Source organism: Endozoicomonas sp. ALD068 (assembly GCF_049310145.1).
Classification (GTDB): domain Bacteria; phylum Pseudomonadota; class Gammaproteobacteria; order Pseudomonadales; family Endozoicomonadaceae; genus Endozoicomonas_A.
Genome location: NZ_JBLYNU010000004.1, coordinates 5,131,291 through 5,153,308 on the forward strand (window position 1 = coordinate 5,131,291; position 22,018 = coordinate 5,153,308).

Genomic DNA, 22,018 nt, shown 5'->3' on the forward strand with positions numbered 1-22,018 from the left:
TCTATGTCCATTTTTTTAAGCTCGAACGTATTTTAAGTGTCGAGCCCCCTCTAAGGATTCCAGTTCAAAAAGTTCTCAAGCAGTTTCAAGCCGCTGTCAGCGCTTTTCTCAGGGTGAAACTGCACCGCAAAGATATTGTCCCGTGCTAAAGCCACATCAAAATCAACGCTGTAGTGACAACGACCAACAGCCATCCCATCGTCATTTGCATGAGCATGATAGCTGTGGACAAAATAGAAGCGGGCATTATCTTCGATGCCTTTCCACAAAGGGTGGTCACGATGTTGCTGAACCGGGCTCCAGCCCATGTGAGGAACTTTCAGTTTTTCACCGGCCTCATCCACCAGCCCCTTGCCAAAAAATTTTACTTGCCCGGGCATCAGACCCAGACAATCAACGCCACCATTCTCTTCGCTGTGATTCAACATGACTTGCATACCAACGCAAATACCCAGAAGCGGGCGCTGGCTTTCGACCACTTCCCGCACCACATCATCTACGCCTTTGGCACGAATTTCTGCCATACAATCACGGATAGCACCGACACCGGGAAGCACCACATGATCGGCCTGCTGAATAATGTTCGGGTCAGAAGTCACCTTGACACGGGTATCGCTGCTGGCCACGTGTTCCAGAGCTTTACTGGCAGAGTGAAGGTTACCCATCCCATAATCGATGACTGCAACTGTCTTCATTTTTTTAACTCACCTGACAGCTTAATGAAAAACATACCGACTGCATCACCCTGTCTGTTTGAAGTGGACTCAAAGCTTTTTTTCGCTCATGGCTGTTTTTTGCTCATGGCTGATTACAGCGATCCTTTGGTGGATGGCATCTGGCCAGCCATACGAGGATCCAGTTCCAAGGCCATTCTCAATGCCCGGCCGAAGGCCTTGAAGACCGTTTCTATCTGATGGTGAGCATTGCGACCGCGCAGGTTATCAATGTGCAACGTCACATTGGCATGATTAACAAAGCCCTGGAAGAACTCGTAGAACAGGTCGACATCAAACTTGCCAATCATGGCCCGGGTAAAATCGACATTAAACTCAAGGCCGGGACGTCCGGAAAAATCGATGACGACTCTGGAAAGCGCCTCGTCCAGCGGTACATAGGAGTGCCCGTATCGGGTCAGACCTTTCTTGTCACCAATGGCTTTGGTGAACGCCTGCCCCAGGGTAATACCGATATCTTCTACGGTATGGTGGTCATCGATTTCGTTGTCACCCACAGCCTTGATATCCAGATCCATCATGCCATGACGGGCAATCTGGTCCATCATATGATCAAGAAATGGCACACCAGTGTCGAACTGGCCTTTGCCACTGCCATCCAGATTGATATCAACCCTGATCTGGGTTTCCAGCGTATTTCTTTCAACACTGGCCTTGCGCTCAGCCATGATAATCTCCAATTATATCTATTCTGTACATAGAGTCTGAGCTGTTATTACTACCAGACTCAAATAAAGACCATTCAAACCTGAATGCTTGCTGACTCCCGGACCTCAATCCGGCCATTATACGGAGCAGCTATCAAGCAGGCGAGCTATTCATCTCGTACTTTTTCGAAAAGTTCTGCTTCCAGCCTCTCAAGCAATCTGTCTATCTCCTTTCGTTTGTTCTGTACCAGCCTGCCACCGGAAGGCCTTTCACGGTCATTGGCCCAGTTCTGCGACCAGCCTACAGTAAAATCCACACATTGTTCAGCAAACTGAGGCAGTGAAAATGCCCTGGACTGTTCCACACACCCGGTAAGGAAATTATCGACATCCGACTGCTGGATTGGGTATTTGCCAGCCGCTCTCTTCATACTCCCGGGCTTGAGGACATAGATCCAGATTTGCCCCTTCCCGGGTAGCTGGCCACCAGCCATTGTCTTGAGTTGTCTGACACTGATGAGGGTTCTGCAGTTCAGAGTTTCATTGCGATCCAGGCTGCTGATCTGATGACCGGATGATGCCAACAACAAGCCATTGAATAACTTCCCTTCTTTTGGGGTAACACCCGGAACGGTCTTTGTCGGTGATTTTTCAACGACTCTGGCAAACCAGCCCCGCTGATAACCGCTGACCCAGACAGGGAACTCAGCCTTGTCTTTGTTGAGCTTCTTCTCCCTGGCTGCTTCCAGCATCAGCATGTCTGAAGCAACAAGGTATTGCTTTTGAGTGGTATCAACCCTCGGGAAACACGCCAGGTCCAAAGCCCATGAAGAGACGGGCAAAGCCAGGCAGAACATTGTTGCCAGCCATCGTTTGACTGACATTATCCCAAAAGCGTCCATTGTCTCCATAACCCGTTCCCAACGTATTCAGGCGGCAGAGGCCGATTTTCCCCAGGCAGAGTCACGCAAACAACCTCACCACCATATTAGTCGCTGAACTGCCGCACCATAGCGAGGGTTGAACATTTCCCGGGGTCATTGCTTGCTGTTCGATGAGCCAGACAACACTTGGCGACTGAAAAATTAATTCAACACAAGACTTGCAATTATTTTTCAAACCTGATTTGTTAAAAGCAATGATCAGAAGGATCTGATTCATGTCAGCTCGAGTGCTGTTTATGGAAAAAAACATCAGGCTCGGAGTTGTTGCTACCCTGGCAACACTCACCGCTTTTTCGGCGGATGCCCTTTTATTGCCTCCAAAACCCTTGACACTGAGTTCATCATGGGATTGTCGCTCCGATCAGAACAGCGACTGGCTATGCCGAAGCAGCCAGACAGATCGTTACGAACAATCTCTGGAAACCGCTGCTTATTCTGCTTCAAATAGAAATAACGGGTACCCGGAAACTATTTCTCAGCAGCACTATGAGCCTGTCAAAGCGGAGCCAGACAACCAGTTCAAACAGGAGTTTGTGCAGCCGGACTATCCTCGGCAGGGTAACAACTACTCCTACACCTATCAACAGACGACTCCAGAACAACAACTCCGGCAGAGAGTCAACGAACTAATGGGCTCGGAACATGGGAGTTTTGTTATCCAGTGGCTCGCAACCCATACCGAAGAACCATTAAGGGATCTACAGCGTCGTTTCCCGGTCCTGCAGCAAGCGACGATTGTCCGCTATCAGCGCAAAAACAAAGATTGGTTTTTATTGCTGGACGGACCATTCAAAGATAGCCAGTCAGCAATGACAGCCCTCAACAGTCCTCCCCGGTTGTTGCTGACCGACAAACTCTATCCCTGGACACGGTCTCTGGCCAGCATTCAGAAGCTCAACCTGATTATGCCAGGTGAACTCAGAGATCCCGGTGACCCCTCACAGCCACTGAACGAACAGCGTTATGCCTACAATAATCCTGTAAAGCCGGACAATAATCGATTGTTTGCCAGTATCGCTCCCGCCTATCCAAAATTGCAGCAACAAGAAACCCATCGGGATTACAACGTCGATTCTCAGCAGACATCTGAGCCACCATTTCACTCGTCCTATCAGTCCGAGCCTTATAAAGAACCAATGGATTTGAACTACAGTGCTCCTCGTTCGCAGCGTTATACCCGGACGACTCCTGAAAAGGAGGACTTTCAGACAAAACTGCACTACCAGCAGAGCTACCTGAATGAGGGTTATTCAACGTATTCGGTCCAGGAAGAGACCAACGAATATCGTCGTCCAAAAGAAGCCAGAGAGTACCAGCAACCGGCCAGACATGACATTCTCAAAGCTTCCCGGCACAGTTACGCTATCCAGTGGCTGGCTGGAACCCGAAGAGATACGCTCGAAAGAGTCCGCAGGCGGTATGCACAGTTGAGTGACACCCAGATCATCCACTATCGGAAAGGATATCAGGACTGGTTTTTACTCGTGGGTCCTCCCTATACCAGCAAAGATCAGGCTAACAGAGCACTTTCCAGCCCGGAGCTGGCCCGTATTTCTATACGCCTCTCCCCCAGAGTCCGATCGGTTAATGAACTACAAAGTCTCATTACAGGGAAGTCAGAAAAGACTCAGCAGATAACCTCCCGAAAGGTTACTCAACCGCAAGGGACAATCATCAGTGGGCCGGGAAACAGCTATACCATTCAGTGGTTTTCAGCCAACAAGCCAGAAGCCATTGAGAAGCTGAAAAAACGATTCCCGGAATTGAAGTCTGCAGTTACGGCGCGATACCGAAAAAACCAGAAAGACTGGTATGTCCTTTTGCAAGGTCAGTTCACCAGCAGTAAAGAAGCTCTGGCTGTTCTCAATTCACCTCAACTGAAAGACGCTGTCCAGGTCCTCTACCCCTGGACCCGCTCGGTAAAATCCCTCAAGAAACTACAGGCCCGGGAAAGTTAGGGGGGGGACAATATTTTCACCCCCCTTACCAACTCCTCAAACACTTGCGGTACACTATCCTGACCAAGGAATAACAATATTTTGTACCCAGAGATCCCGAGGTCTCCAATGAACCGTGCAATTAAACTCATCGCCTTTTTGGTGGCTGGCATCATAATTCTTGTTGTTGCTGCTGCTGCCCTGATTCTTCCGAAAGTGATAGATCCCAACAATTACCGGGATGACATTTCCAAAATGGTTTACGACAATACTGGTTTGACGCTCACGATTGACGGCCCTATTGGCTGGTCGGTCTTTCCCTGGCTGGGACTTTCCCTTGAACAGGTGAATGTTAAAGGGGCAGACAACTCCGAGCTGGCCAGACTGGGGACAGCGGAAGTCAGTGTTAAGCTGCTACCTTTGTTAAGCAAAAAAGTAGAAATGCAAACAGCCAGGCTGATAGGGCTGGATCTTAATCTGGTCAGGAACGAGTCCGGCCAGGGCAACTGGGAGGTTTCCAGAAAAACAGGTAGCGAGCCTGTTGCAACAGAGACCACAACAGTTGTATCGCCCGAAGGTACCACCGAATCTACACCTCTGGAATTGGATATTGCCAATGTCAGTGTTGAAGGACTGGTGATCCGTTATGACGACGAGAGCACAGGTAAAACCTACCTGGTTGATCAGGCCGGGTTGGAAACCGGGGCAATTCGCAACAATGAGCCTTTTGACTTTAATCTGAAAGCTCGTATCAAGAGCAGTGAACCCGATCTGACACTGATGACTGGCATCACGGGTGTTCTGAAGTTCAGCCTCAAAGAGGGCACCTATGATCTGCAGGATCTCAAAATATCGGCCAACCCGGCAGCAGATAATCTTGTCGGGACAAGCACCGAAACCCTGCAAATTGTCGGCGCCCTGAACGTTCAGCAACAACCGTTGATGGTGAAAGGCCACCTGGATGTCACACAGTTCAATCCAGGCAAGTTTCTGAAAGAGATCAAGATCCTGCTTCCCCCCATGGCAGATCCCGGGGCAATGACCCAGCTGGCTTTCAAGAGCAGCTTTAACACCGATGGTAAAAGCTTCTCTGCAGACAAACTGGATCTGACGCTTGATGGTTTCAATCTGGATGGTTTCTTCAAAATCGGAAACCTGCAACAACAGGACATGACTTTTCAGTTCAAGGGCGGTGACCTGAACCTGGATCGCTACCTGCCACCTGCCTCCGAACAGACAGAGACCAAAGAAGAATCAAAAGGCAAGTCTGAAGGTGTGCAGAGCACAGAGCCTCCGACCTTTGCGTCAGGTACTGTGAAAGAGCTTCAGCCCAACCAGGCGCTGCCACTGATTCCGGAAGACTCCCTGCGTCCTCTGAACGTCAAAGGCTCTCTGGAACTGGCTTCCCTGACCGTGGCAAAACTCACTTTTAACAAGCCTTCAGTCCAGCTTACAGCCCTGAACGGACAACAAGATATCAAGCTGGCTTCCGGCTTCTACGAGGGCACCATTGATCTGGACGGCAAGCTGGATGTTCGCAAACAGGGTAATCCTGAAATTCAGACAACAGCAGATCTGAACGCTATAAATCTGCAGGCTCTGGCTCAGCCCATACCGGCTTTGAAATCCATTGAAGGTAAGGTCAATGCAGACATGAACCTGACAACCCATGGCCAGCTTCAGAGTGTCCTGATCAGTAACCTGAACGGAAAGGTTGACTTCAATGTCGATAAGGGAGCCTTTACGGAGGCCAACTTTGACAAGATGGTGTGTGAGGGAATTGCCAGAATACGCAAGAAAGATCTGCAGAAAAAAGACTGGGGTCATACCACCCGGTTCACCCAGCTCGGAGGCAGTTTCACCATCAGCAACGGGGTAGCCAGCAATAAGGATTTGACTGCTGCTCTGACCAACCTGAATCTCAAGGGTGACGGCGATATCAATCTGGTCAAACAGACTATGGATTTTCATGTCGGCCTGAACATCAGTGGCGACCGTGCTCCCGATAGTGACCCAGCCTGCGAGGTCAACGAAGACTACGTCAATGTCGCCTGGCCGGTTCGTTGTCAAGGCAAGCTGGGACAGCAGGAGTGTGGTATTGATACCAAACGTCTGGCCGACACCATTGCTTCACTGGCCAGACAAGAAGTGAAAAAGCGTGTGGAAAAAGAGATTGAGAAGAAAGCCGGGCACCTGAAAGATGCCCTGAAAGGTCTTTTCAAATAAAAAAACCGTTTTTCCAATGCTTCCTGCTCTATTGCCCCCCGCTCATCCGTGTCGGTATCAGTGGGGGGAATGCGAGAAGCTGTCAGCCGAAGGTGGATTCACAGAAGTAATAGAACTTGAGAATGCAAATCGTTATGTTATAACATTTACAAAATAACAAGCATTGACTAGCTTTATATCACCCAACGCATTGAGCATTTTCACACTAGGAGCCTTCTGTGCCTGCAGTCAACCCGCCGATTATTTTTACTGACTTCCACTCTCCAGCAACCAAAGTTACTCCCTTTAAAGGAGCTATCCGCAAAAGATCAGCTTACAGCCAAATGGCAAAAGCGCTGATTCTGCTAGCAGCGTCAGCCACCGCAACTGTTCATGCTGAAGGATTCAGTCCAAATTTCAGCCTTATTCTGGACGGCCATTACAAGTCAGCTGACAGCGCTCTCAGCGAATATGAAAAGGGCTTTGGTCTGGGTCATATTGAACTGGGTGTCAGTGCGGCTATTGATGATCTTTTCTACGGCAAGTTCACCGGTGTTGTGCATGATCACGACGGCGAAACCGAGTTCGAAACAGAAGAGGCATTTATCCAGACTCTGGCTCTGCCTGGCGGTTTTAGTGTTCGCGCTGGTCGATTTCTGTCTGACATCGGCTACCTGAATAGTCAGCACGCTCACACGGATTCATTTGTTGAAAGGCCTGCCGCTTACCGGGCAATGCTGGGGTCACACTACTATGACGACGGTGTACGCCTGAGTTATGTAATGCCTACCGATACGTTCTGGACGATCGGTACCGAAGCTTTTAGTGGTAAAAAGATGCAGGCTGCAGATTTAACCGATCCAAAATCAGTGGGAGTCTACACCGCCTTCACCAAAATTGGTGGTGATTTTAATGAAGAGCACAGCTGGCAGCTGGGTCTGAGCTATCTCAGAAATGACAACGGTGCCAGCATCAGCAATCATGACCATGAGCACGAAGACGATGAAGATCACGGACATGAAGAAGATGAGGGCCACAGCCACTCTCATAACGCCCAATTTACCGGCAAGAACACCTATATTGCCGATGCCGTATGGAAGTGGGCTCCTGATGGTAACTTCAAGTACCGCAGCCTGACCCTGACAGGGGAATATCTGCAAACACAGGATCTCAGCGACACCTTTGAGGGTAATGAAAAGAATAAAGGCTTCTACCTGAGTGGCGTTTATAAGATGACGCCTCAGTGGGCAGTGGGTGCTCGTTACGGGGAGTTCAGGGGCTTCGAAGCCCACGAGGACCATTTCGACGAGAAGAAGCTGCAAGAAACTGAACTTATGGTGTCCTGGAGCCAATCTCACTTCTCCACAGTCAGACTGCAGTACACTCATCAGACAGGTGACGGTTTCGAAAACACCAACAACATAGTAACCCTTCAATATGTTATGTCCCTTGGAGCTCACGATGCACACACTTTCTAAACTGTTGCTGGCATCCATCCTGGCCTTTCCGGTATCCAGTCATGGGGCATTGACCGTATTTGCCTGTGAGCCTGAGTGGGCTGCATTGTCTGAAGAGCTCGCTACTGATACAAAGGTTTACACGGCAACAACGGCCAGACAGGACCCTCACCACATTCAGGCTCGTCCGGGACTGATCTCGAAAATAAGAAAGGCAGACATAGTCGTTTGCTCAGGTGCTGAGCTGGAAACCGGCTGGCTGCCGGTTCTGCAAATGAAGTCAGCCAACCCAAAAATTCAGACCGGAGACAAAGGGCTGTTCTTTGCTGCTGATCAGGTAGAGACCATCGGTAAGCTTGAAAAAGTAGATCCAACCATGGGCGATGTTCATCCGGAAGGAAACCCTCACCTGCATCTTGATCCTTATCGACTGCAGAAAATCGCCCTGGCCCTGGCAGAACGCATGGCAGAGCTTGACCCGGGGAACAGGGATGAATATCTGGCAAACGCCAAAAAGTTCTCAGAAGTCTGGGAGACCAATATCAAGCGCTGGGAAAAGGAAGCCGCTCCACTGAAAGGTAAAAACCTGGTGACCTATCACAGCAACTTTGACTATCTGCTGGAGTGGCTGGATGTGAATGTTGTTGGTGACCTGGAACCCAAACCTGGTCTGCCACCTTCAACCAGACACCTGGCATCCTTGTTGGAGCTTTCTAAAAAGACGTCTATCGATGCCGTCGTGTACGCCTCCTATCAGGACAAAAAAGGTGCGGACTGGTTAAGTCAGAAAGCCGGTGTGCCCGCCACAGAGTTGCCGATGACGGTCGGTGGCAGCAAACAGAGTAAAGACCTGATCAGCTTGTATGACGATCTCATTCAAAAGCTGCTGAAAGTGACAGGCAAACCGGAAGATTCATAATGGAATGGGCTCTTCTTGCAATCATGATGCCTGCCCTGGTGGCAGGCATCATTGTTTTCAGTACACACCTGGTCCTGGGAAGACAGGTTCTGAAGCGTGGTATTGTCTTCATGGATCTGGCTATTGCCCAGGTCGCGGCTATGGGTGCCATCGTCGCTCATATCCTGACGATGACACAGGCTCACCGTCATGTTCCCCACGATGGCTCCGCAGGATTAGGAGCTTTAATGCCCTTTGCCTTTTCCATTGGTGGTGCTGGCCTGATTGCATGGCTGGCCAAATACTCAGAGAAAGAGCTGGAAGCGATTATTGGCTGCATTTATGTGGTCTCTGCTGCTTCTATCACTCTTCTTATGTCCAGTGATCCCCAAGGCGCGGAGCATATTTCCAGAGCCCTGAACGGTCATATCCTCTGGCTTGGCTGGCAGGACATGGTGGTTCCGGGATTGGCAAGTTTGGCTTTTCTTGCAGTGACAATCATGAGACCAGAAATCCTTGATGGCAGACTTTTTTACCCGCTCTTTGCCCTGATGGTCACACTGAGCGTCAAAATGGTGGGTGTCTATCTGGTATTCAGCGCCTTGATTATGCCCGCTCTGGCTGTCAATCAGTTGTCTGGAAAGAAAGCTCTTGCTTTCGGCTATCTGGCAGGATTAGCAGGTGTGATTCTGGGATTGGTGCTATCGAGTCTTTATGACTTTCCTGGTGGAGCAACAATTGTCGTCAGTTTGACGACTGTCTGTGTACTGTTCAGAGTATTGAGCAGGCGCTGATAGCCAATGAAAAAGCGCCAGAAGGACTCACCTTCTGGTAGCCTGACTTTTTAGCCCATAACCTGAGGTCGGCATAAATAAGGCCACTTACGGAAGATCCCGTACTTCGCCCCAAAAACAGCGATAATCCTTCGGATTCAGCCCTAATTTCCTGAGGTAATCTATGGTTTTAAGCTGAACTTCAGCTGCCGTATAGTCTTTGGAGGACTTAATATCTTCAGGCACAGACTGCAAAGGAATTTTATCCTTTCTGCACTGATGAAGGTAGCCAAACCAGGCCTGTAAAAATTGGTTAATCAACTTAATTTCCTGTACCGTTTTCGGGCAACGGAAAAACCGAAATTCCAGTGTTGATAACTTCTCGACTTTTTCTGCTCCGGTAATATGCAATAAAGACATAGCCATATACTTTTCCATACAATAATTACCAATTGGACCTAGCCCCATTTGTATGGTCGTCATATGAACAAGTTGGCTATAAAAATGGGCAAATTGATCAAGCCTGTCTTTTTTTTCCGAATCAGTGCTCGCTTTATGGCTTGTTTTTTCAGTATGATTTTCTTCTATTCTTTTATTGTAACGGTCAACAATTCTATTTAACCGCTTTACGGCAAATGGTTTTGTGTCTGGATTATAATCAGCAAATGTTTTATACCATTTAGCTTCATCCTGCTGTAAGATTCGATCATTATTTCCAAACGCCCTCAATAGAAAAGGATTTCGCTGGATCTCAGATTCCATCGCCAGAAGCACACCAGTGTCACCCTGAGTAGCACTCATCGCATCGACGTGTTTATGTCCGGAGCTATAATCAATGAATCCTTCGTTTCGCATTGAATCAGTTACTTCAATCACCTTCTCAAAAGATAACTCCGCGAGTTGATCATCAGAATGATAAGGCGTGCAGTTTATTTCAAACCACCGCCGTGAGTCATAAAAAGGGATCACTGTAAATTTACTGTTAAATCCATAGCGTACACGACGTTGTACGTCAGTACCTTGATCAGTTAACTTTTTTTCTGATAATCGAGATAAAAAAATCTTACGATGATCACCATAACGAAGAGAACAATCATCTTTTAGATCATATTCAAGCTCTTCACCAAATTTAAGGTTTGGTCTGTTTGCCAAATCCACTCCATTGTCATTCGGTAAAGAGCAGTTATCAAACAGGGTATCGACAATGCCATCACAGCGCCGCAAAAAAATAAAATCCATAACATCTCGATTAAAAAACTCTCTTAAATCACTTTTGTTTCTGCGTAAAGCAATGGTTAACAAGTTTCTGTCTTTGTAATCTCCAGAACCACTATCAATAATTGTCTGCCTGAATTTCACAGCAAAATCAAAGATAATACCCAGCTCAGAAAAAAGGCCTCTTGAAGCAAAAAGGGTTTCGAAAAATGGAAATATATCCTTCATTAATTGCTGGTAGGTAAATTTATGATTGCAATACCCAATATATGGAGTCACATCGTCCGATAGATTCTTTTTTTTGTTGAGATAATCAACTAACATGTCCACCAGACTATAACATAATCCACGCAAATCTCTTTTTGATTCCGCTGCTGCCCCTTCGGTAAAAATAGTAGTCAGGAAAGACTCTATCTCCTCAACCCGCCCCAAGCTAATGGTTTTACCCGCCACGTATTTATCGGGGCTGCTTTTAACAGTAAAACACCGATCATGGACAAGCCCCTCCTGGTATAAAATAAAATCGATAAAAATCCCTATTAATTCGTCTCTTTGATCACCTCTACAGCTTTCTTTTTCGATTACGTTGTATCTCAGTGTATGTATGAGGTTTTCAATAGTATTTCTAAAATGCCCAGCCACTGCCTCAGCTGTAAACTTCTCGCTGACTCTGGCTACATTCATTACCTCAGCACTATCCGTAGTAACGCAATGGGAAACTTTTCGCTCGGGAATAGTCTGATTGACGATCTGGTGACTGCAACCTGGCGCAATAGAGCCAAGCCTGCTTATCTTATTTACCTGTGCAAAGGATTCATCATCAAACTGCAAATTTCTTGAAAAACTTTTAAATACTTTCTGTTCTGAATCAAAACAATCATCATTCTTTTCATCAGGACTGCTTTCATAAAGTCCGCAAGCATCTGTTCTGTTAGAATTTATATTCATTGTTCACTCCATTGAACGTATTTGATTTCTTAGCTATGTAGATTTAGACTATTAATTCTTGAAAAAGTTCCAGAACGATAATTCATATTACTCAATGCCGATCCGCTGCATGAGGCTGATGAGCTGCTTCACCCCAAAATCAGGGAGCGCTCTTATCTAACCAGACAATCAATTTACTGATGTTGTCATGCTAACCAGATCGTGATGCTGCTATCTAAAGCATTCCCATATAGTTGCAGGCGCCACCCCTCATCTCCGAACACAATATAATACAAGAAGCCCAAAAATAAACATTGAACAGAAAGCGATTGTTAAGTTATCAAGCTGAGTTTTTTTGCTGTCGCAACTCATTTCTAACGAGTTCAAGTTCAGAATTAGTTTGCTGACCGGAAAGAGCGTCAAGCCCAGTACTTCTAGTGCTGGGAAGGATAGCTCGGAGTCCAATAGGACTCCTAATGCGGTCTATCCTGTTGTTCGATGTATTGTTTAAGAACTTCAATCGGTGCACCACCTACGGAACCCGCAAAGTAGCTTGGACTCCATAAAGCATTTTTCATATATGCAGGCTTTATCAACTCTGGATGGTATTGCTTCAATCTTCGACTTGAAACACCTTTCAGACTGTTTACCAGTTTTGATACTGCTACTTTTGGTGGGTAGTTTACCAGAATGTGTACGTGGTCTTGCTCGCCGTTAAATTCTTCCAGTTCTACTTCAAAATCAGAACATACGCTTTGGAATATTTTTTCAAGTGTTTTCAGGTTTCCGTCTGTAAATACTTTGCCTCTGTACTTTGTGATAAAAATTATGTGTGCATGCAGCATAAAAACGCATCTTCTACCCTTTCTTAATTTCATTAGACCAACCTTGGAAATAGCTATTAAAGTCTTTATAACTGCCTTTCACCACCCCGATTGATATTTGCCTAAAATCTGTTGTCAAAGAAATAAACAGACATTCAGGTGCACCAACATGCCTCAAGCTCAATACCAGTCTAAGAACCTCAACCACCTTGGCTTGGTTGCCGCTATGTGTCGGGAGTTAAAGAACTATGGGCATACTGTCAAGCTGATTTCACCTCAATTTGTCAAGCCTTATGTCAAGACCAACAAAAATGACTACAACGATGCTGAAGCGATTGCAGAAGCAGCTTCACGGCCCAGCATGCGTTTTGTACCTGTTAAAACGTCAGAGCAGCAGGCCTGGCAACTTCTGCACCGCTATCGTCAACAAGCGGTTGATCAGAGAACTGCCCTGGTTAACCAGATCCGGGGGTCACTATTGGAAGAAGGTATTGTGGTTGCCCAGGGTATTGGTAAAGTTCGTGCACAGCTTCCACGAATTCTGGAAGATGCTGAAAATGGACTCCATTCGCTGACTCGTGAGCTGCTACATGGTTTATCAGAAGAGTTGGCCAGTCTTGACAAGCGTATTCAACAGTATGACCAGAAAATTCAGGAGCTGGCTGAAAACGACGACGAATGTCGTCGAATGATGACTATGCCGGGTATCGGAGCCATCACTGCCACAGCATTGAAGGCAGCCGTTGGTGATGCGACGTATTTTAAATCTGGTCGACACCTTGCCGCATGGTTGGGATTAGTTCCAAGACAGCATTCCACAGGCGGTAAGTCAGTCCTGCTGGGCATCAGTAAACGGGGTGATAAATACCTGCGCACATTATTGATACACGGCGCACGTTCGGTACTCCACTGCCTCAAAAATAAGGATGACCGCTGTAAAAAATGGGTTAGCCAACTTAATGAGCGCAGCAATCACAACGTTGCCGCCGTTGGTCTGGCTAATAAAATGGCTCGGATTGTCTGGGTCATCATGACCCGAAATGAAGTTTACAAGGCTGCATAATGAGGTAAAGGCGGCAGCGGCAAAGTAAAGCATAAGCTTAATCAAAGGGGAACCCCCCCGCAGATTGCGATGAGCATGTACAGTTGATGGCAAACAGGTAAAAACCGGCAACCTGAAACCTGATAGGAGTCTTGGCCCTTGAGGCCGTCGGACTGATAAGGCCAGGTTGCGCGGATACCCATCAGGGCCAGAGGGTTAGACCTCATGAATAGGCCGTATATATGATTGCAGTTATCTTTGTTTGCTAATTAACAAAACAGGCTCTTGCAAAACGGGGCGGACCATATAAGGCTCCTAGCAAAAACACCAGAGTGTCCTAGTATAACTATTGTCGTTACACGGCAGTAGGTTCGATTATGTTGACGCAAAAGACAAGCCAAAGCTTTATGCCAGCGTTGTTGATGGTTGTGTTCTTACTATTTCCCCTGGATGCTTTCTCCGATGGTATCAGGCAAATAGAATTCTTACAGAAAATCGGGACTGATAAGGATCCCTATGTAGTTACGGCAAAGTGGGATTCATCGGGGATGTGCGTTGACTATGTCTTGCCGCAGTATATTCAGACGATTCCGGGCTATGAGAACGGACAAACTATGAATATTCATTACCTGGATACGAGTTACTGTAGCGAATTGTCGGGCGCTGCACAGCTGTTCGAGGTGAAAAGCAAAGATCATTCCGGGAGATCGGCTCGACTTTGGTGGGAGAAAGAGATTGGCAAGGATCCCCGTGCAAGGGTAGACGAAGGTGCAGATCCAAACGGATTAGTATGGATTGACAATACCGATAGCAACAAAATTAAAGTCTGGGTCAGTTATGATCGCAAGGAGACTGACTGAGAATAGACTGCCCTGCGTGGCAACTGCTCCTGCGTTGCTCTAGCTCCAGCATCCATGCAGTCGGTGGCGGCAGCAAATTGGTCTGAAAATCTGCTTTTGTTCGTCAAATAGTTCTCTATTCTCCTCACGAAACCAAATTTTCATCCTCAACTAACTGCCGTCCTCGCTACGGTGTCGCCTGTTATTACGCAAAGCTGTTGTTAACAAATTGCTGATCTTATAAAACGCATCACCACTATCAATTGAATCGCTGACCCACTACGTAAGGCTGTTGATCGAGATGGAATGATTCAGCAGAGATGGAATAAATGAAGGGGTTGGGAGCCAATAACCCCCACGCCAGCGTTAAAACTGACTTTAAAGCTCATAACCTGAGTTTTACATTCAATCGGTCGCTGACGGAATATCCCTTACTTCACCCCAAAAGCAGCGATACTCCTCCGGATTCAGCCCTAATTTACTGAGGTATTCAATGGTTTTAAGCTGAACTTCCTCTGCCGTATAGTCTTTGCAGGATTTAATATCTTCAGGGACAGGCTGCAAAGGGATTTTATCCTCCCTGCATTGATGAATGTAGCCAAACCAGGCATGTAAAAATTGGTTAATCAACTCAATTTCCTGTACCGTTTTCGGACAACGGAAAAAACGAAACTCCAGCGTTGATAACCTGTTGACTCCGCGTGCTCCGGTAATATGCAACAAAGACATAGCCGTGTACTTTCCCATTATTTCGGGATCAATAGTCGTCATATGAACAAGCTGGCTATAAAAACGTGCAAATTCCTCAAGCCTCTCTTTTTTTTCCGAATGAGTGCCCCCTTTATGGTTTGGCTTTTCAATATAATTTTCTTCTATTTTTTTATTGTATCGTTCAATGATCCTGTTTAACCGCTCTACGGCAAATGGTTTCATGTCTGGATTGTAATCAGCAAATGTTTTGTACCATTTCGCTTCATTTCTCTGCAGGATACGATCATTATTTCCAAACGCCCTCAGCAAAAAAGGATTTCGCTGGACCTCAGACTCCATCGCCAGAAGTACACCAGTATCACCCTGAGTAGCACTCAAGGCATCGACGTGTTTATGCCCGGAGCTATAGTCAATCAATCCTGAGTTACGCATTGTATCAATCACTTCAATCACCTTCTCAAAAGATAATTTCGCGCGTTCATCATCAGGATGGTAAGGCGTGCAATTTATTTCAAACCACGCCGACGTGTCATAAAAAGAGACTACGGTAAAGCGATCATCAAAACCATGGCGTACACCACGTCTGTCAGTGATAGTGCGACTACTCATCCCTGTTTCTTTTAGTAGAGATGAAAAAATATGACAAAGCCGACCCTCTGTATCGGAATCTTCATTTTTAACATCATATTCAAGCTCTTCACCCAATTTAAGGTTTAATCTGTTTGACGGCTTCGCTTCATTGTCACCCCCAAAACAGGAGTCATCAAACATGGCATTGACAATAGCATCACAGCGCCTGGAAAAAATAACATCCATAACATGTCGATTAAAATACTCTCTCATATGACTTCTGTTCTCACGCAGACCAATGGTTAACTTGCTAGTTCTGCAAGGTTCACGCGCACTTTCAACCAGTTCCTGCCTGAATTTCACGAAAAATTGAAAGACAATACAGAACTCAGAAAAAAAGCCTGTTCCATTAAGAAGGTTTTGAAAAAATGGGTATATCTGCTTAAGCAATTTCTCGAACCTGATTTTATGCCAAGAGTTATCAAAAGACACAATCTTTGGCTTAACATCATCCAGTTCGTTTTCCTTTTTTTTAAGATAATCAACCAGCATGTCCTCCAGACTATAAAGCGTTCTAGGGCAATAAGCTTTTGATTCCTCTGTTGCCCATTCGGTAAAAATAGCATTCAGGTAAGACTCTATCTCTTCAGCCCGATCCTGGCTCATGGTTTTACCCATCAGGTATTTATCTGGGCTGCTTTCATCATTAAAACGCCGATCATGGACCAGACCTTCCTGAAATAAAATAAAGTCGATAAAAATCTCTGTTAATTCGTCTACTTGAAAGAATGCATAGCCTTCACTTGTGATTTTTTTGTATATCACTGAATGTATAAGGTTTTCAATGCTAGTCCGGAAACGCTCAGCCACTTCCTCTGCGGTAAACGTCCCGTTGACTCCGGCTACATTTATGGCTTTACAATCATCAGAAGTAACCCAGTGAGAAACTTTTCGCTCGGGAATAGCCTGTTTGGCAATCGGATGGCTGCAGCCTGGCGCAGTAGAGCCGAGCCTTCGTATCTTATCAACCGGTGCGGAGGATGTATCCTCAACCTTTAGCTTTCTTGAAAAACTTTTGAATACTTTTTGTTCAGAATCAAAACTTTCATCAGTCTTTTCAGCAGGGCTTCTTTTATGAAATCCGTAAGCATCTGCTTTGGTAGTGTCTATATTCATAAATTCCTCTATTGAACACATTTAATCCTTTAAAGCTTGAGTGCATTAGACTATTAATTACTGAAAAAATTCCGGATCGATGATCAATATTACTCGCTGACCCGCTACGTGAGGCTGTTGATCGAGATGGAATGATTCAGCAGAGGTGAAATAAATGAAGGGGTTGGGAGCCAATGACCCCCACGCCAGCGTTATAACTGACTTTAAAGTTCATAACCTGAGCTTTGCATTCAATCAGGCGCTGAAGGATTATCCCTTACTTCACCCCAAAAGCAGCGATACTCCTCCGGATTCAGCCCTAATTTACTGAGGTATTCAATGGTTTTAAGCTGAACTTCAGCTGCCGTATAGTCTTTGCAGGATTTAATATCCTCAGGGACAGGCTGCAAAGGAATTTTATCCTTTCTGCACTGATGAATGTATTTAAACCAGGCTTGTAAAAATTGGTTAATCAATTCAATTTCCTGTACCGTTTTCGGACAACGGAAAAAACGAAATTCCACCGTTGATAATTTGTTGACTTTGTTTGCGCCGGTGATATGCAACAAAGACATAGCCATATACTTTTCCATGATATCAACATCAATATAACCAAGCCCTTTCTGTATGGTCGTCATATGAACAAACTGGCTATAGAAATGGGCAAATTGCTCAAGTCTCTCTTTTTTTTCCCAATCAGTACGCCCTTTATGGCTTGGCTTTCCAGTATGATTTTCTTCTATTTTTTTATTGTATAGGTCAATGATCCTATTTAACCGCTTTACGGCAAATGGTTTTGTGTCCGGATTGTAATCAGCAAATGTTTTGTACCATCTGGCTTCATTCTTTTGCAGTATACGATCATTATTTCCAAACGCCCTCAGCAAAAAAGGATTTCGCTGGATCTCAGACTCCATCGCCAGAAGCACACCGGCATCACCCTGAGTAGCACTCAAGGCATCGACGTGTTTATGCCCGGAGCTATAATCAATCAATCCTTTGTTACGCATTGTATCAATAACTTCAATCACCTTCTCAAAAGATAATTTCGCGCGTTCATCATCAGGATGGTAAGGTGTACAATTTATTTCAAACCACGCCGTCGAGTCATAAAAAGAGACTACGGTAAAGCAATCATCAAAACCATAGTGCACACCACGTTGGTCGGTGATAGCCTGATTACTCATCCCTTTTTCTTTTAGTAGAGATGAGAAAATATTACAAAGCCGACCCCGTGTACGGGAAAAATCATTTTTAACATCATATTCAAGCTCTTCACCTAATTTAAGGTTTGATCTTTTTGACGGCTTCGCTTCAGTGTCAGTCTCAAAAGAGGAGTCACCAAACATGGCATTAACAATGCCATCACAGCGTCTGGAAAAAATAACATCCAGAACATGTCGATTAAAATACTCTCTCATATGACTTCTGTTCTCGCGCAGACCAATGTTTAATTTGTTGGTTCTACAAGGTTCACGCGCACTATCAACCAGTTCTTGCTTGAATTTTACGAAAAAATTAAAGACAACACCGAACTCAGAAAAAAAGCCTCTTCCATCAAGAAGGGTTTGAAAAAATGGATATATCTCCTTCAGTAATTTCTCGAACCTGATTTTATGCCAAAAATTACCAGAGGACACAATCTTTGGAGCAACATCATCCTGTACGTTTTCCTTTTTTTTAAGATAATCAACCAGCATGTTCTCCAAACCATAATCTACTCTAGGCCAATAAGTTTTCGATCCCTCTGCTTCCCATTCGCTAAAAATAGCATTCAGGTAAGACTCTATCTCTGCTACCCGCCCCTGACTCATGGTTTTACCCGCCACGTATTTATCAGGGCTGCGTTCAACAGTAAAACACCGATCATGGACCAGACCTTCCTGACATAAAATAAAATCGATAAAAATCTCTGTTAATTCCTTTGTTTGATCATATTCATAGCTTTCCCTTGCGATTTTTTCGTTTATCGGTGAATGCCTGAGGTTTTCAATGGTAGCTCGGAAATGCCCAGCCACTTCCTCAGGCGTAAACGTCTCGCTGACTCCGACTGCATTTGTGGCCTCACAATCATCAGAAGTAACCCAATGGGAAACTTTTCGCTCGGGAATAGTCTGATTGGCAATCTGATGGCTCGAACCTGGTACAATAGTACCGATCCCTCGTATCTTCTCTACCGGTGCGGAGGATGTATCCCCAACCTGTAGCTTTATTGAAAAACTTTTGAAAACTGTCTGTTCCGAATCAAAACTTTCATCAGTCTTTTCAGCAAGGCCGCTTTTATGAAATCCGTAACTATCTGTTTTCGTTGTATTTATATTCATAAATATCTCTAATGAACACATTTAATTCTTTAAAGCTCTAGTGCTTTAGACTACTAATTTGTAAAAAAATTCCTGAACGATGATTCATATTACTCAGTGCTGGCCTGCTGCATGAGGCTGATGATCGGGATGGAATGATTCAGAAGAAGTGAAGTAAATCAGGAGGTTGGGGGCCAATCACACCAGCGCCAGCATTAAAAACTGAGACTATAGTTCATAACCTGGGTTTTACATTCAGTCGGTCGCTGGCGGAATATCTCTTACTTCGCCCCAAAAACAGCGATAATGCTCCGGATTCAGCCCTAATTTAGTGAGGTAATCAATGGTTTTAGCTTGAACTTCCTCTGCCGTATAATCTATGCAGGATCGGATATTTTCAGGAACAGGCTGCAAAGGGGTCTTATCCTTTCTGCACTGATGAAGGTATTGAAACCAGACTTGCAAAAATTGGTTAATCGACTTGATTTCCTGTACCGTTTTCGGACAACGGAAAAAACGAAATTCCAGCGTTGATAATTTTTTGACTCCTCTTGCTCCGGTAATGTGCAGTAAAGACATAGCCATAAACTTTCCGCTGACATCGGCATCAATATAACCTAACCCCTCTTGTATAGTCGTCATATGAACAAACTGGCTATAAAAAGTTGCAAATTGCTCAAGCCTCTCTTTTTTTTCCGAATCAGTGCTCTCCTTATGGCTTGCCTTTTGAGTATCGTTTTCTTCTATTTTTTTATTGTATCGGTCAATCATCTTATTTAACCGCTTTAAGGCAAATGGTTTTATGTCTGGATCGTAATCAGAAAATGTTTTATACCATTTAGCTTCATCGTTCTGCAGGATACGATCATTATTTCCAAATGCCCTCAGCAAAAAAGGGTTTCGCTGGACCTCAGACTCCATCGCCAGAAGTACACCGGTATCACCCTGGGTAGCACTCAAGGCATCGACGTGTTTATGCCCGGAACTATAATCAATCAACCCGTCGATGAGCATTGAATCAGTCACTTCAATCACCTTCTCAAAAGATAATTCTGCGAGTTGATCATCAGAATGGTAAGGCGTGCAGTTTATTTCAAACCATCTCATTGAGTCGTAAAAAGGGTATACGGCAAAGCTATTATCAAAACCATAACCATAAGATGCATCAGGTCCGCAAGCATTAGCATCGTGATAAATCATACCTTTTTTTTGGAGTCGACATGTAAAAGTAGCAACAGGCCGATACTTTGAGCCAGTAGGTTGATTTTTTATATCATATTCAAGCTCTTCACCGAATTTAAGATTTAATCTGCTTGCCGGTCTCACTTCATTGTCAGTCCCAAAAGCGCAGTTATCAAACATGGCATTGACTATACCATCACAGCGCCTAGAAAAAATAACATCCATAACATCTTGATTAAAATGCTCTCTTATATCATTACCATTGAGGCGTAGAGCAATGGTTATAACATTATTGGTTTGACACGGTTTACATGCACTATCAATGATTTCCTGTCTGAATTTTTTGACAAAATCAAAGATCACAACCAGCTCAGAAAAAAAGCCATTTCCAGCAAGAAGGGTTTGAAAAAATGGAAATATAGCTTTCAGCAATTTCCCGTAAGTAAATTCAATGAGGCAAAAGTCATTTTTACAGTCAGTCTTTGGGATAACATCATCCGATACGCTTTCTTTTTTGTTAAGATAATCAACCACCATATCCCCAAAACTATAATACATTCGAAGTTCATAAAATTCTGATTCCTCTGCTGCCCGTTCGGTAAAAATAGCATCCAGGAAAGACTGTATTTCTTCAGCCCTCCCTTGGCTTATGGTTTTACCTGCCAAGTATTTATCGGGACTGCTTTCAATGGTAAAACAGCGATCATGAACCAGGCCTTCCTGGCATAAAATAAAGTCAATAAAAATTGCTGTTATTTCTTCTCTTTGATCAATTTCATGATATCCCGTTGCGATTTTCTCGTATCGCAGCTTATGTATGAGGTTTTCAATGGTATTGCGAAAACGTTCAGCCACTTCCTCTGCGGTGAACGTCTTGCTCACTCTGCTTCTTGCTTCGTCTAAGGCCTTAAAACCATCAGTAGTAACCCAATGGGAAACTTTTCTATCGGAAGAAGTCCGACTAGTCTCTCGATCACAAAAATGTGGCTGATTACAAGCAAGTACGCGCATCTGCTTTATCAATGCAGAAGATTTATCTTGAACCCATCGCTTTCTTGAAAAGCTCTTGACTTCTCTCTGCTCTGAATCATAACTCTCATCAACATTTTTTTTAGCAAAACTGCTTGCATAAAGTCCATATGCATCTGTTCTGTTAGAATTTATATTCATTGATCACTCCATTGACCGTATTTAATTTTCTTAGCTATGCGTTTTAGACTATTAGTTTCCAAAAAAATTCCACAACCCTGCCAATAATGACAGATTTCGTGTTTGATAACGGTCTTCGGGGATTAACAGCCAAACCTGAATACACTCCGGAACTGGCCGTTGAAAGAGGATCATACTCCTGAAAAAAGACTGGCAGAATACAAGGATCAAAACCAGTCATTTTCTGTTCAGGTTAAATGCTGATTACACTCAGGCGATGATGGATCTGGGCGCAATGATTTGTACCCGAACCAAACCTTCCTGTCTGATTTGCCCGTTAGAGCAGAATTGTCTGGCCCATAAAGCCGGGGAAGAAACCCGCTACCCAGAGCCAAAACCTAAAAAAGACAAGCTGGAACGATGATTCATATTACTCAGTGCTGGCCTGCTGCATGAGGCTGATGATCGGGATGGAATGATTCAGAAGAAGTGAAGTAAATCAGGAG

At 44.9% G+C, this 22,018-nt stretch carries 15 protein-coding genes and 1 pseudogene; 8 read left to right on the forward strand and 8 right to left on the reverse strand.

Annotated features, from left to right (window positions below):
- Nucleotides 1-50: 50 nt before the first annotated feature.
- The 3 genes from hisH to ACO6V5_RS18870 form a co-directional block, all read right to left on the reverse strand.
- Nucleotides 51-695 (reverse strand): imidazole glycerol phosphate synthase subunit HisH, encoded by a 645-nt coding sequence (gene hisH / locus ACO6V5_RS18860; RefSeq protein ID WP_422136242.1) that lies wholly within the window; start codon nt 693-695, stop codon nt 51-53.
- Between the two features lie 113 nt (nt 696-808).
- Nucleotides 809-1,402, reverse strand: coding sequence for an imidazoleglycerol-phosphate dehydratase HisB (hisB, locus tag ACO6V5_RS18865; RefSeq protein ID WP_422136241.1), 594 nt, complete (start codon nt 1,400-1,402; stop codon nt 809-811).
- Nucleotides 1,403-1,548: 146 nt separating this feature from the next.
- The gene (locus ACO6V5_RS18870; RefSeq protein WP_422136240.1) at nt 1,549-2,292 is read right to left on the reverse strand and encodes a hypothetical protein; all 744 of its coding nucleotides are present in this window, start codon (nt 2,290-2,292) and stop codon (nt 1,549-1,551) included.
- A gap of 248 nt (nt 2,293-2,540) precedes the next feature.
- Between ACO6V5_RS18870 and ACO6V5_RS18875 the strand changes: the two genes are divergently transcribed.
- The 5 genes from ACO6V5_RS18875 to ACO6V5_RS18895 all read left to right on the forward strand — a co-directional run bounded on the left by ACO6V5_RS18875 (nt 2,541) and on the right by ACO6V5_RS18895 (nt 9,616).
- Complete coding sequence (locus ACO6V5_RS18875; RefSeq protein ID WP_422411924.1) at nt 2,541-4,283, forward strand: SPOR domain-containing protein; 1,743 nt, start codon at nt 2,541-2,543, stop codon at nt 4,281-4,283.
- A 108-nt stretch (nt 4,284-4,391) separates the two neighbouring features.
- A complete protein-coding gene (locus tag ACO6V5_RS18880; protein ID WP_422411922.1) occupies nt 4,392-6,488 on the forward strand; it encodes an AsmA family protein in 2,097 nt (698 codons plus the stop codon).
- 218 nt (nt 6,489-6,706) lie between these two features.
- Nucleotides 6,707-7,945, forward strand: coding sequence for a hypothetical protein (locus tag ACO6V5_RS18885; protein WP_422411920.1), 1,239 nt, complete (start codon nt 6,707-6,709; stop codon nt 7,943-7,945).
- On the forward strand, nt 7,929-8,843 hold the full coding sequence (locus tag ACO6V5_RS18890) for a metal ABC transporter substrate-binding protein (RefSeq protein WP_422411918.1): 915 nt from the start codon (nt 7,929-7,931) through the stop codon (nt 8,841-8,843). The genes ACO6V5_RS18885 and ACO6V5_RS18890 overlap by 17 nt, the downstream gene beginning before the upstream one ends.
- Nucleotides 8,843-9,616 (forward strand): metal ABC transporter permease, encoded by a 774-nt coding sequence (locus tag ACO6V5_RS18895; protein ID WP_422139483.1) that lies wholly within the window; start codon nt 8,843-8,845, stop codon nt 9,614-9,616. Before ACO6V5_RS18890 ends, ACO6V5_RS18895 begins: the two co-directional genes overlap by 1 nt.
- 87 nt (nt 9,617-9,703) lie before the next feature.
- Here the strand turns inward: ACO6V5_RS18895 and ACO6V5_RS18900 are convergent, their stop codons facing one another.
- Both ACO6V5_RS18900 and tnpA read right to left on the reverse strand, forming a co-directional pair.
- Nucleotides 9,704-11,758 (reverse strand): hypothetical protein, encoded by a 2,055-nt coding sequence (locus ACO6V5_RS18900; protein ID WP_422411916.1) that lies wholly within the window; start codon nt 11,756-11,758, stop codon nt 9,704-9,706.
- A gap of 452 nt (nt 11,759-12,210) precedes the next feature.
- The gene (gene tnpA, locus ACO6V5_RS18905; protein ID WP_422136233.1) at nt 12,211-12,615 is read right to left on the reverse strand and encodes an IS200/IS605 family transposase; all 405 of its coding nucleotides are present in this window, start codon (nt 12,613-12,615) and stop codon (nt 12,211-12,213) included.
- 115 nt (nt 12,616-12,730) lie between these two features.
- Here tnpA and ACO6V5_RS18910 point away from each other — a divergent pair, with 115 nt between their 5' ends.
- Together ACO6V5_RS18910 and ACO6V5_RS18915 are read left to right on the forward strand one after the other, a co-directional pair.
- Nucleotides 12,731-13,624 carry an IS110 family transposase gene (locus ACO6V5_RS18910; RefSeq protein ID WP_422136232.1) on the forward strand — a complete coding sequence of 298 codons (894 nt, stop codon included), beginning with the start codon at nt 12,731-12,733 and terminating at the stop codon, nt 13,622-13,624.
- Between the two features lie 356 nt (nt 13,625-13,980).
- Nucleotides 13,981-14,463 (forward strand): hypothetical protein, encoded by a 483-nt coding sequence (locus ACO6V5_RS18915; protein ID WP_422139481.1) that lies wholly within the window; start codon nt 13,981-13,983, stop codon nt 14,461-14,463.
- A 384-nt stretch (nt 14,464-14,847) separates the two neighbouring features.
- Here ACO6V5_RS18915 and ACO6V5_RS18920 read toward each other — a convergent pair whose 3' ends face one another.
- From ACO6V5_RS18920 to ACO6V5_RS18930, 3 genes are all read right to left on the reverse strand, one after another.
- Nucleotides 14,848-16,593 carry a hypothetical protein gene (locus ACO6V5_RS18920; RefSeq protein ID WP_422412673.1) on the reverse strand — a complete coding sequence of 582 codons (1,746 nt, stop codon included), beginning with the start codon at nt 16,591-16,593 and terminating at the stop codon, nt 14,848-14,850.
- Nucleotides 16,594-17,129: 536 nt separating this feature from the next.
- Complete coding sequence (locus tag ACO6V5_RS18925; protein WP_422412671.1) at nt 17,130-19,202, reverse strand: hypothetical protein; 2,073 nt, start codon at nt 19,200-19,202, stop codon at nt 17,130-17,132.
- Between the two features lie 234 nt (nt 19,203-19,436).
- Entirely contained in the window at nt 19,437-21,533 is a 2,097-nt protein-coding gene (locus tag ACO6V5_RS18930) for a hypothetical protein (RefSeq protein ID WP_422139478.1), read from the reverse strand.
- A gap of 238 nt (nt 21,534-21,771) precedes the next feature.
- Here ACO6V5_RS18930 and ACO6V5_RS18935 point away from each other — a divergent pair.
- Nucleotides 21,772-21,918: pseudogene (locus ACO6V5_RS18935) on the forward strand (A/G-specific adenine glycosylase); the annotation flags it as partial.
- Nucleotides 21,919-22,018: the final 100 nt, after the last annotated feature.